Origin of the sequence: Azospirillum canadense, from assembly GCF_025961225.1 — a bacterium.
Classification (GTDB): Bacteria; Pseudomonadota; Alphaproteobacteria; order Azospirillales; family Azospirillaceae; genus Azospirillum; species Azospirillum canadense.
The window spans coordinates 403,153-414,564 of record NZ_JAOQNG010000007.1 but is presented as its reverse complement, the minus strand read 5'-3'; the positions used below and the strand labels follow the sequence as shown (position 1 = coordinate 414,564).

At 64.6% G+C, this 11,412-nt stretch carries 13 protein-coding genes; 11 read left to right on the top strand and 2 right to left on the bottom strand.

Going from position 1 to position 11,412, the window contains the following annotated elements:
* The first annotated feature begins 72 nt into the window (after nt 1-72).
* From M2351_RS29700 to M2351_RS29675, 6 genes are all read left to right on the top strand, one after another.
* Nucleotides 73-798 carry a SapC family protein gene (locus M2351_RS29700; RefSeq protein ID WP_264659633.1) on the top strand — a complete coding sequence of 242 codons (726 nt, stop codon included), beginning with the start codon at nt 73-75 and terminating at the stop codon, nt 796-798.
* Between the two features lie 641 nt (nt 799-1,439).
* Nucleotides 1,440-1,844 (top strand): hypothetical protein, encoded by a 405-nt coding sequence (locus M2351_RS29695; protein WP_264659632.1) that lies wholly within the window; start codon nt 1,440-1,442, stop codon nt 1,842-1,844.
* A 74-nt stretch (nt 1,845-1,918) separates the two neighbouring features.
* A complete protein-coding gene (locus M2351_RS29690) occupies nt 1,919-2,665 on the top strand; it encodes a CsgG/HfaB family protein (protein WP_264659631.1) in 747 nt (248 codons plus the stop codon).
* Nucleotides 2,666-2,719: 54 nt separating this feature from the next.
* On the top strand, nt 2,720-3,136 hold the full coding sequence (locus M2351_RS29685; protein ID WP_264659630.1) for a hypothetical protein: 417 nt from the start codon (nt 2,720-2,722) through the stop codon (nt 3,134-3,136).
* Nucleotides 3,133-3,327: a hypothetical protein gene (locus M2351_RS29680; RefSeq protein ID WP_264659629.1), complete on the top strand. Its 195-nt coding sequence runs from the start codon at nt 3,133-3,135 to the stop codon at nt 3,325-3,327. The genes M2351_RS29685 and M2351_RS29680 overlap by 4 nt, the downstream gene beginning before the upstream one ends.
* A gap of 68 nt (nt 3,328-3,395) precedes the next feature.
* A complete protein-coding gene (locus M2351_RS29675) occupies nt 3,396-3,794 on the top strand; it encodes a hypothetical protein (protein ID WP_264659628.1) in 399 nt (132 codons plus the stop codon).
* Between the two features lie 27 nt (nt 3,795-3,821).
* Here M2351_RS29675 and M2351_RS29670 read toward each other — a convergent pair whose 3' ends face one another.
* Nucleotides 3,822-4,136 (bottom strand): hypothetical protein, encoded by a 315-nt coding sequence (locus M2351_RS29670; RefSeq protein ID WP_264659627.1) that lies wholly within the window; start codon nt 4,134-4,136, stop codon nt 3,822-3,824.
* 627 nt (nt 4,137-4,763) lie between these two features.
* Between M2351_RS29670 and M2351_RS29665 the strand changes: the two genes are divergently transcribed.
* From M2351_RS29665 to M2351_RS29650, 4 genes are all read left to right on the top strand, one after another.
* The gene (locus M2351_RS29665; RefSeq protein WP_264659626.1) at nt 4,764-5,735 is read left to right on the top strand and encodes an amino acid ABC transporter permease; all 972 of its coding nucleotides are present in this window, start codon (nt 4,764-4,766) and stop codon (nt 5,733-5,735) included.
* Nucleotides 5,736-5,809: 74 nt separating this feature from the next.
* Nucleotides 5,810-6,649 (top strand): transporter substrate-binding domain-containing protein, encoded by an 840-nt coding sequence (locus M2351_RS29660; protein WP_264659625.1) that lies wholly within the window; start codon nt 5,810-5,812, stop codon nt 6,647-6,649.
* Nucleotides 6,650-6,738: 89 nt separating this feature from the next.
* Nucleotides 6,739-8,052, top strand: coding sequence for an NAD(P)/FAD-dependent oxidoreductase (locus tag M2351_RS29655; RefSeq protein WP_264659624.1), 1,314 nt, complete (start codon nt 6,739-6,741; stop codon nt 8,050-8,052).
* 32 nt (nt 8,053-8,084) lie between these two features.
* Nucleotides 8,085-8,615: an Lrp/AsnC family transcriptional regulator gene (locus tag M2351_RS29650; RefSeq protein WP_264659623.1), complete on the top strand. Its 531-nt coding sequence runs from the start codon at nt 8,085-8,087 to the stop codon at nt 8,613-8,615.
* A gap of 247 nt (nt 8,616-8,862) precedes the next feature.
* Here M2351_RS29650 and M2351_RS29645 read toward each other — a convergent pair whose 3' ends face one another.
* Nucleotides 8,863-10,125, bottom strand: coding sequence for an IS701 family transposase (locus M2351_RS29645; RefSeq protein WP_264659622.1), 1,263 nt, complete (start codon nt 10,123-10,125; stop codon nt 8,863-8,865).
* A 459-nt stretch (nt 10,126-10,584) separates the two neighbouring features.
* Here M2351_RS29645 and M2351_RS29640 point away from each other — a divergent pair, with 459 nt between their 5' ends.
* Complete coding sequence (locus M2351_RS29640; RefSeq protein WP_264659621.1) at nt 10,585-11,409, top strand: IS5 family transposase; 825 nt, start codon at nt 10,585-10,587, stop codon at nt 11,407-11,409.
* Nucleotides 11,410-11,412: the final 3 nt, after the last annotated feature.

Here is an 11,412-nt window from a genome sequence, read left to right as displayed (position 1 = left end):
CGCCTCAGCCCCACGCCGCTCCGCCAGCCCGCAGTTTTGGCCAGCTCGCAGTTTTAATTGGATCGCTTGATTATGACCGACCAGACGCTTCCCTTGTTCTACGCCAATCCCCGTCCGCTGCAGGCCGACCGTCATGGCGCCTGGTCGCTGCGGACGGACGCCGGCCATGGCTTCACCGCCGGCACCAACTCCGTTCCCCTGATGGCGGCGGAGTTCGTGGCGGCGTGCAAGCACGTCCCCATCCTGTTCACCGATGGCGCCGTGGTGCAGCCAGTGGCCCTCCTAGGCCTGCGCACGGGGGACAACCTGTTCGTCGACGCGGAGGGCGTGTGGGAGGAGGGGGCCTACGTTCCCGCCTACATCCGCCGCTATCCGTTCATCTTCATGGAAAACGCGGACAAGTCGGAATTCACGCTCTGCATCGACGAGGACGCGGAGTCGGTGGTCGAGGGCACCGACAACCCGTTCTTCGTGGACGGCAAGCCCTCCGCCCTGACCGACAACGCCCTGGCCTTCGCCAAGGAATTCCAGGCGCAGAGCGCCTTCACCGCGGAATTCACCGACGCGGTGGTCGCCGCGAACCTGCTGGTCGACAAGCGTGCGGACGTGACGCTGGTCAACGGCGAGCGGCTGAGCCTTGCCGGCTTCAAGGTCATCGACGAGGAGTTGTTCAACCAGCTGCCCGCGGACGTGGTGCTCGCGTGGCGTGCGCGGGGCTGGCTTGCCCTGGTCTACGCGCATCTGATCTCGGTCAGCAGCTGGACCGGGCTGATCGACAGGCTCGCCAAGCGCGCCTGATCCAGCGGAAGCCGCCGCACACTCGGGGGAGGAGACCCGGCGCGCTCGGGTTTCCGTGAACCGGGGGCGGCGGCCGGCCGGCGACGCACGGGTTGGACTTGGCCGGGGGCACGTCGGACCCCGGCCGGTCCCGGCGCCAGTCTGGAAGCCACCAGTTGCCCTCCGGCGCGTTGCAAAGACGTCCGGACAAGTGCCCCGCGCGGAAGGAAAGCGCGCCCGGTCGGCGATTATCGATGCCGACAACCAACTCCATCGCCTAGTACTTCGGTGTGCCTGGTGACCATCAGGCCGTAAAATGGCGCGCCCGTTATCGACGCGGTTCGGCGGATTTATTTCGCTCCCGAAATACTGCGGCCATAATTTCAACGCGCGGCCACGCCGTCCGTGCCTCACCTTAGGCACAAGGCACGCCATCAACTTTGAAACTAGGAACGGCCCTTTCGGCCTATGGCAACCAAATTGGTTCAATTTTTGAGCGAATTAGCCTTTAAAGTGGTTACGGGGCCAAGCGCTCATCGCCAAACGATTGTAGAAAACACGAACAAATTTGTGCGACGTAGTTCTCGCAAGCCAAGAACGAAACCGGCTCTGCACAATAATCTCATAGCATAAAATCTGTTTTTATAGGTGAGGTCATCATCATGGCTGCCACTCGCAGAGTGCTGCTGTACGCCTCCATCGGCATGTTTGTCACCTTTTCAAACGGCTCCCACCCTGCGTTTGCGCAGAGCGCAAGCCAGGATTGGAACGGGAACCGGCAGTTTCGGTCGAGCACGGACCGCGCGGTCGACATCAGCCGCGCCGATCTCCAGAAGAAGGCTCAAGGCGGCTATTACTCGAACATGTCGCCGAATTACTACGTCAACAATTACAACATGAGCACCACGTCGATCGGTTCCTGGAACCAGGTCAGCGTCGGAAACAACGTCTCGGGCGTGAGTCTGAACGCCTCGGCGCAGAACACGGGGTGCGGCGACGCCTCGATCGGCTTGGCGCAGAACAACAGCCCGACCACCAATTCCGGCAAAGCCTGCGGAGGGCCCTGACCATGCCCCGTGTCCGGTCGCTCCTGATCGCTCTCACCGTTGCTCTCGGCGGGTGCGCCAACGCCGTCGGTCCGATGGACCGCCACGCCCCGCTGGTGGCCGGCCCGCCGGTCCAGGATGTGGTCACGCCCTACGACCGGGCGGTGGCCTGCCTCGGCGGCCTGGCGCGGACGCCGGTGACCATCAGCGTCGGCGAGATCGCCGACAGCACCGGCAAGGACTCGATCTCCGACGGCGGCCAGGGCAAATACATCACGCAAGGGGCCGGCGATATGGTGCAGACCGCTTTGGTGAAATTCGGAGCGGTGCGGGTGGTCAACCGGCGCGACCCGCGCGTCCTCATCACCGAGATGCAGTGGGGCATCCGCGCGCCGTCCAACATCGCGCCGACGGACTACTTCATCACCGGCAGCATCAACACCTTGGACTTCCTGCCGGGAGCGTCTGCGGAAATCAACGTGGGCGGCATCGGCCCGCGCTACCGCCAGTACCGCGCCCTGGTCGGCCTGGATCTCGCCCTCACCAAGGCCGCGACCAGCGAAGTCGAGGCGGTCTCCGCCATCAACAAACAAATCTTCGCCGATGAGGTCGGCTTCAATGTCGGCCGCTTCTTCGGCGAAACCCTGGTTCAGATCGATTCGTCGTCGCAACAGCGCGAGGCGCTGCAGTTCGCCCTGCGCGGCATGCTCTACTACGCGACGTACGAATTGTTGTCGAAGCTTTTCGGCGGCGACGCTTGCCGCCATGAACTCGATCGGGTCGCCACACCGCTCACCACAGAGCCGGCGCGCCCCGACGTGGCGGGGCTGCCCTCCCCGTAAACAAAGTCCGCACCCTAGGCAGACGGGCGGATCATTCAATTTCACGAGGATAACATGCGCAAAATTGCTTTGGCTTCGTTCGCCGTCCTGGCTCTGTGCGCCGGTGCCGCCCAGGCGGGCAGCTACACGCCGGAAATCCAGTTCGACCAATTCAAGCAGTCGGGCCAGTTCTACAAGGGTTATTGGAGCGTCTGGGCCGAGAACAACGCCGACCTCTTCGGCGGCATCCAGGTGATGGGCACCAACGGCATCACCGAGCAGTTGAAGGCGGCCACCCAGGTGGTCGGCGCGGTCAACGACGGCAAGATCGACTCCACCTTCTTGGTCAACCTGGGCGCCGGCGCGCTGATCACCCAGACGGGCACCAACACCGGCACGAACACCGGCTCCAACACCGCCGGCGAGCTGTCGCAGAGCCTCGGCCTGCAGGGCAATCTCCAGGGCAACCTGCAACTCGCCGGCATTTCGTGAACAACGGCGGCGGCGCCCTGCCCAACCTGACCGCCTTTGCCGTCAACAACGCCAACCTGTACGGCGACATCAAGATCGGTGCGACCAACGCCATCGCCGGCACCGACCTGAAGACAACGGTCGCCGGCGCGGTGAACACCGGCCAGATCAAGTCGAGCGTTTCCACCATCATGGGCGCCGTCGCGCCCTGAACAGGCGTGCGCAATCAGGCTGCGGGGGAGGCATCGCCTCCCCCCATCCGCTGCAGGATATCCCCCCGATGCTGCTCTCTCGCTGCTTTCCCGCGGTTGCCATCGTCCTCACGTTGCTGGCGCCGCTGCCGGCGTGGGCCGCCGCCCAGGACGCCACGGCACGTGTCGAACAATTCTCGCGCCAAGTGACGGCCCAAGCCAAAATCTATGGCATCCAAGACCGTTGCTTTCAAAAGAAGCAGCCGGCCTTGGAGCTTCGGCCGCTCCTCACCTCGCTGAAGGCGAAGAAAGCTCCGGACGCGCTCGTTGAGCTGGTGCGCGTCAGTTACGTCGAGGGCATCAAAAACGCCGGCAACGTCAACTGCCAGTTCGCGCCCGCCCTGCTCAAGGACATTGCCAAGGAGTACGAGGCGCTCGCCACGGCCGCACCCTCGCACGCCGGCGCCGCGAAACCAGCCCGGAAGTGAGGGACGGCACAGGGTTTGTTCACTGGGTCAGTCGCTGTAGTAGCGCGGGCTGTAGAAGCCGGTGCCTCCGTAGACGCCGCCGTGTGTGGGATAGACCGCGCCAGCCGTGATCAGTGATGGGGACGTCACCGTGCGCGGCCCCGCCACGAAGGTCCAGTCCGTGCTGCCCCAGCCGGCTTGCGGGTTGGCCGTCGCGCCGTTGCGCAAGACGAGCGTGGTGCTGACCTGCGGCACGACGACGGACAGCGGAATGTTGAGGGACCGGTTCTGCAAACGCGAGGGAAGGGCGATCACGCGCGTGTTCGGCGGCGCGATGACGACAGCCTTCGGTTGGGCGGGCACCAAAATGACATCTCCGGCCTTAGCAGAATGAACCAGGCTCCCGAGGACCAGAACAGAGTGTGCCAGAACCAGCATAGGACGCATGGGTGCACTCCAGCGAAAGGTCCTATCCAGTATGGGGCGAATTCTACAAAAATTGACGAGCGGAAAAGAGCTTACTCCCAGAGAAAGCCGTTGCCCGGTTCCCCATCGGCCGGTTCCCCATCGGCCGGTTCCCCATCGCCCGGTTCCCCATCGCCCAATTCTGTTGCAAGTTTGGACGCCCGTCCGGGATCGGATCGGGTGATATCGCCGTGTCTGAGCATTGATCCCGAGGGTCCGTGCAATGGACAGCCCGCCACAGCGCATCGACGGTGACGCCGACGACCGCGCTTGGGGCTTTGAGCGAACCGGACCGACCACAGGACAAGACGCTGCCGAACCGACAGGCGTCTTCGACCGCCGAGCAAGGCTGGACACGCCGTTGCAAGGTGGCGGCTTCCACCCGCCGTTTCGCAGGTTCCCACCCGGCGGATTTCCGCAACTTTCCGGACAAGCCGGCGGATTGCCGGATACCGCCCGTCGCACGGCCGGTTCAGGCTGACAAACGGAAAGCGGGACAAACGGACGGAAAGGGAAGCCGCGGGCATGTACCATGACCATGTGCGCCGAGACAAACTGACGAGCAAGGCGTGGTTCCTGGGCGTGCTGGCGCTTGTCATCATGGCGGCCGGCGTCATGGGCGGCGTCGGACACACCGGCCTCGGCGCGTTGGTTGCGCCGATTGCCGCGATCCTGCCGGGCGGCGAGGGTTTCGTGAACGTCTGGGTCGCCCTTGGCCTTGCGCTGTTCCTGACGCTGAACGTCTATCTCCTCGGCCGGCTCGGCATGCGGTTGCAGATCGCCGCCGTCTGGCTGGAGGTGTTCGGCCTGTTCCTGCTGTTCTTCTACAGCTTCGACCTGTCCTACAGCTTCATCCTGGGCAAGCTGGCCTTCCTGGTCACCCAGGGCGTCGTCACGACCCTGTACATCTCGGCGATGTCCATCGCCATCGCCTTCGTGCTGGCGATGATCGGTGCCATCGCAAAGCTGTCGGACAATGGCTTTGCCGTCGCCATCGCGTCCTTTTACACGTCCTTTTTCCGCGGCGTGCCGCTGCTGATCCAGATTTACCTGATCTATCTCGGCATCCCGCAGCTCGGCTACGTCATCGGGGCGATCCCGGCGGGCGTGGCGGCGTTGTCGCTCTGCTACGGCGCCTACATGACGGAGATCTTCCGCGCCGGCATCATGAGCATCCCCCGGGGGCAATGGGAGGCCGCGCGCTCCCTCGGCCTCGGGCCGATGCACACGCTGGGGCTGATCATCCTGCCGCAGTCGTTGCGCCTGATCATCCCGCCGACCGGCAACCAATTCATCGCCATGCTGAAGGACAGCTCGCTTGTCTCGGTGATCGGCGTGTGGGAGCTGATGTTCCTGGCCCGCACCCAGGGACGCGAAGAGTTCCGGCACCTGGAGATGCTGATCACCGCCGCCGCCCTCTACTGGTTGCTCTCCATCGTTCTGGAGCGGGTGCAGGCCCGGCTGGAACGCCGCCTGGCGCGCGGCTACCGCCACTGACGCGCGCCTGTGCGCGCCAAAAAACCCACGCATTCAAAACCCTTAAGGCTTCCCCTCACGTCAGGAGACGATGCATGACTCCGCTCAAGTCCTTGTGCCTCGGCGCGGCCGCCCTTGGCGCGCTCGCCCTCTCCACCGGCGTCGCCGACGCGGGCGCCACGCTGGACCGCATCACGCAGAAGAAGGAAATGGTGGTCGCGACCGCCGCCAACTGGCCGCCCCAGTCCTTCATGAACAAGGACAACCAGCTCGACGGCTTCGACGTGGAGGTGGCCAAGGACATCGCCAAGCGGCTGGGTGCCACGGCCAAGTTCATCACGCCGGAATGGGGCATCATCACCGCCGGCAACTGGAACGGCCGCTGGGACATCTCCGTCGGTTCCATGACGCCGACGACCGGGCGGACCCGCGTGCTCGACTTCCCGGCGATCTATTACTACACGCCCTATGTCTTCGCCGTGCACAAGACGTCCAAGCTGGACAGCCGGGCGGCGCTGAACGGCAAGACCATCGGGGTCGAGGGCGGCACGACGTCCGAGGATTACATCAACGGCAAGCTGAAGATCGACGCCGTGGGCGTGCCCGACTTCATGGTCGACGTGAAGCCGGGCGAGGTCAAGACCTACGGCGACAGCGTCGGTCCGCTGGACGACCTGCGGCTGGGCGACGGCGTGCGGGTGGACGCCATCGTCTCCGCCCTGCCGACCGTCGAAGCGGCGGTGAAGCGCGGCTATCCGATCCGCGCCATCAACGACAAGCCGGCCTATCACGAGCCGCTGGCCATCGCCATCGACAAGGGCGACGCGGAACTGAAGGCCAAGCTGGCCGAGGTCGTGAACGCCATGAAGGCCGACGGCACGCTGAAGTCCCTGTCCGTGAAGTGGTACGGGATCGACTACACCGTCGCCAAGTAAAGGAACGGGAGGTTTCTCCACCATGGCGCCCTTGGTGGAGAAACCTCCCTCAAGCAAGAATCCGATCCGGCAAACGGGGCCTTCCGGGCATGCGTGACTACCCGAACACCTATTACAGCGCCACCCGCGTTCCGGCGCCCAATCGCCCCCCCTTGCGCGGCGCGGCGACGGCCGATGTCTGCGTGATCGGCGGCGGGTTGGCCGGCCTGTCCGCGGCCTGGGAGCTGATCCGGCGCGGCCGATCGGTCGTGTTGCTGGAGGCGCAGAGGGTCGGCTGGGGTGCGTCGGGCCGCAACGGCGGATTCGTCCTGCAGGGCTGGTCGGAAGGGCTGCGGAACATCGAGAAGCGGTGCGGCCTGGACCACGCCCGCGCGCTGTTCGGCCTTTCGGTGGAGGGGGTGGACATTGTCCGCGACACCATCGCCACGCACGCCGTGCCCGGCTGCAACCCGACCACCGGAAAGCTCAGCGTCACCCGCTACGAGGCCGCCGACCAGTTGCAACGGCACCGCGACCACATGGCGCGAAACTACGGCTACGACTTCACCTACATCGATCGGCCGACTCTGCGCGGACTGCTGAAAAGCGACATTTATTCCCAAGCCCTGCGCGACCCGGCCGGTTTCCATTTTCATCCGCTGAATTACTGTCTGGGGCTGGCCGGCCTGATCGAGGGGGCGGGTGGTCGCCTGTTCGAAGGCACAGCCATGACCGGCATCCATCGAAACGGCGCGCCCGGCGAGGGCGCGCGCTGGCGCGTGGACACGGCGGACGGCTCCGTGGCGTGCCGCGACGTGGTCATGTGCTGCGGCGGTTATGGTGGGCGCGAGTTCGGCCCTTTGCACCGCGCTTTCCTGCCGATCGCCACCTATGTCGTGCTGACGGAGCGGCTCGGCGACCGGCTCTCGGACTGTGTCGCGACCACCGACGCGGTTGGCGACGATCGCCGCTCCTCCGACTATTATCGCATCGTCGATGGCGACCGGCTGCTGTGGGGTGGGCGCATCACAACCCGCGACGAGCAGGACGAAACGCGTCTGGCCGCCCTGCTGCGCGGGGACATGAGCGAGGTCTTCCCCGGCCTTTCCAACGTGCGGATCGAAAAAGCATGGTCGGGGCTGATGGGCTACGCGCGTCACAAGATGCCGCACATTGCGCAAGTTGAAAAAGGCCTGTGGACCTCTTCGTCTTTCGGCGGTCATGGCATGAACAGCGCGCCCATCGGTGGGCGGGTCATTGCGGAAGCGATCACCGGGGAAAGCGACCGGATTCGTCTTTTCGCCCCTTACCGTTTGACCTGGAATGGCGGTATCTTCGGCGCCCCTGCCGCGGATTTGGTCTATGCGGGACTGCGTCTGATGGATTTCTGGCAGGAATCGCGGTCCCGGCGGCGAAGCGCTTGAAGGGCCGGCCATTGTTGCGAGGGTATGACGGCATGTCCGGGTCGGTCCATGAGCAAGGTTTCCGTCTGACGGAGAAGGACAAGCAACTCCTCGCCCTGCTGCAAAAGAACGCGCGGGAGCCGACCTCCTCGCTCGCCCGCAAGCTCGGCGTCTCGCGGACCGCCTTGCAGGAACGCATCCAGCGGCTGGAAAGCGCCGGCGTGATCGACGGCTATTCGGTCCGCGTCAACCAGAGCAAGCTGATCTACACGGTCAACTGCTTCACGCTGGCGGTCTGCAACAACAAAACCTATTCGGACGTCATCGCGCACCTGCGGACGATGGACTCGGTTCAGGCCGTCTACGCCATTTCCGGCGACTGGGACTTCGTCATCCACGTCGCGACGGAGACGCTGGAGAAGCTGAACGCCGAGCTGACCCGCATCAACATGATCAAGGGCGTCGTTCGCACCACGTCTTGCATCGTCATGGAAACGAAGTTCGACCGCCGGCTCGCCTTCATGGGCAGGACCGGCCCGAATTTGCTTCAGGAAGCCGACGACCACATGGCATCGGGGGAGTGAGGATCGCCGCCGGAGATACCGAAGGCGAGGTGAAGCGAGGTGGCGCGCTGCGGTGGGCATTGCCTTACCCTCTCATACCGAAGGCGTTTGATGGCTTCCACTGGAGTTTCCAGTCAGGAGAAGTCCGGGCTGAACGTCACGAACTCGCACAGGCGGGTTTGTGGGCGTGGATTTGGGCGGGGAATAGGGTTGGGCAGCCGGATCAGGCCGCCGGAATGTCGACAGGCGGTCCGGTCGGGTTCAGCGGTCAGCTTTTTCGAGCCGGTTGCCTGTCGGCGCCGAGCAGCGGCAAAGGCGCGTGATAGCGGAAAGCGCCGAGCAGCGCGGCCTTGACTAAACCTGGGGTGGAGGGGCGTTTTTCCTTCCGCCATCCGCCGATGTGCGCCAAGGCATTGAGTTGCGGGTCGGCCCGGGCCGACTGCATGATCACGAGAGCCGCACCGGTCTGCACGATATGGAGCCAGCGCAGCAGGGGTTTGCGGGTCTGCATCCACAGTTCCTGGAAGCCTTCCGTGTCTTTCAGATCGCGGAACAGCGGCTCGGTTGCGGACCTCCGGGAAGAGTTGATGAGGATCGCCTCATCGGACAACGCGGTGTCGGTGGACAGCAGCAAGCGGTTGGGAGACCAGTTGTGTTTGACCGTGTCGTACATCGACACCCGGACGATGCGGGCCGGAACGCCACGGAGGATGCGAGGGCGGCAGGTAATCCCGCACCAGCGTGCTCGCACACCGCCATACGCCGCCAGGACGGCTTCCCGTGCCGGCAAAGCGTTCCAGTCCTCCCGGGTGATCTGGCTTCCGTACTTCTTGGGCGGCCCGCGTTTGCCCGGCGCGGCCGGCGCCGGAAAGCGGAACAGCGCGCTGTCGTGCCGAACCCGCCCGATGACGGTGATGCCGCGCTGCGCGGCCCAGAGGACCAAAGGCCCCTTAATGAACCACAGGTCCATGACGACGCCAACCGCGGGGAACTGGCGGGCCACGGCGCCGAGTAGGGCATTGGCAAGCGAGAGCCGGCCGGGATGGCCGTCAGCTTTCACCATGAGCGAGAGGAGCGGGACGGCGCGGAACCGGCCCGTCTCGTCGACGATGCTGGCCGAGAGGGTGACGATCTGCTGGCAGAGCACGACACGCAGGCGATTGGCGCGCTTGACATGGTCGAATCGAAGCGCGGCGTCGGGGGCTTTCTTCGAACTGCGGAAGAGCAGGGTGTCGTCGATGATCAGAGAGCGGCGGGCTTCCGGAAACTCGCGCTGGACGATGGCGCACAGAGCGCGGACTAGGGAAATCCACGGGAACCGAGCGTGCTCCACGAACCAATAGTAGGCTTGCCAGCCCCGGCGCGGGGGGATCGCCAGAAGCGCTTGGCTGATCATCCCGCGCGGCGTCAACATCGTTCCCAGCAACAGCTCAAGTAGCGTCCCCGAACCTCGCGACGGGATTGAAGCGACGAGATCATTCAGCCATGTCTTCAGTGTCGCCGGGAAGACGCTTCCAGGTCCTGGGCTCATCGGAGCCTCCAAGCACCGGGTGGAGTAGCACCCAGATACCTGGACGTCTCCCGACAGCGTCTACACCGACTTACCCTTTATCGTGCGGCACCGCTGCCGCTGGCGCGTCGCAGACGACCTCGTCCCCTAGAAAGTTCAGTGGCTTCCATCAAACGCCTTCGGTCAAACCCGACAGCACATGGCGCAGCCATGTGCGAAAGGGGCATACGGCCGGCCGTTCATGGAACTGTTCATGCGCCGGCCGTATCATCCACGGTTCGGCTTTACCGTCAGCACCGCGGGCCGTGCAATCCTGGGTGTAGCGTTGGGCATGGCCATGGTCGCCTTGGTGCGAGCCAAACCGGCGTAGGGCTGCTTGAATGGCGTTCCTTCCCGCGACACCGGATTCGCCGTCTTGTCTCAGAGCCGGTTTGACCTGAATTCCTCCTGCACTGTTGGGGTGGACAGGAGGATGTGGTGATGTGGACCGACGAGCACCGGGAGAAGTACAAGTACGACGACCGACGCTATCCAAGCGATCTGACGGATACGGAGTGGGAGACTATTCGCCCGTTGTTCGTTGGCTACGAGACGTTAACGGTCGACCTGCGGGAGATGGTGAACGCCTGCTTCTATTTGCAGAAGACCGGCTGCCAATGGCGCTATCTGCCGAAGGACTTCGGCCCATGGCCGACGGTTCGCACGTGGCATGACCGTTTCCGCGCTGACGGGATTTGGGCGCAAGCGGCCGCACTCTTGACGCGCGCCGTGCGCCAGCACAAAGGGCGTGCGGCGGAGCCGTCCACTGGGATCGTGGATTCACAGAGCGTCGTGTCAGGGCCGCAGCCGGGTGAGCGCGGCGTCGATGGCAACAAGAAGATCAAGGGCATCAAGCGGCACGTGCTGACCTGTTCGCTCGGCTTCGCGCTCGCGGTCCTGGTCACAGCGGCCAACGTCCACGACACCAAAGCCGCGGGCCTGCTGCTCGACCGTGCCGCCGAGGACGGCTGGCACTTGGCGCGGCTCAAGGTTGACGGGATCTACATCGGCGCGCGGATGGATGCCGCGGCCGCGCGGCATGGCTTGGATGTTCAGGTTTCCAGCCGCGATCCACAGGCCGATGGCTTTACTCCGCTACCCGTCCGCTGGCGCATCGAGGCGACCTTCGGAATCCAGTCAAATCGCTACCGCCGCTTGACCAGAAACCTCGAGCAGGACGACGCCGCTGCCGAGGATGCCTTCGAACTCGCAAACTTCCAACGCCTGCTACGCCTGTACAGCCGAGAAATCGCCGCCGCGGCATAGTCA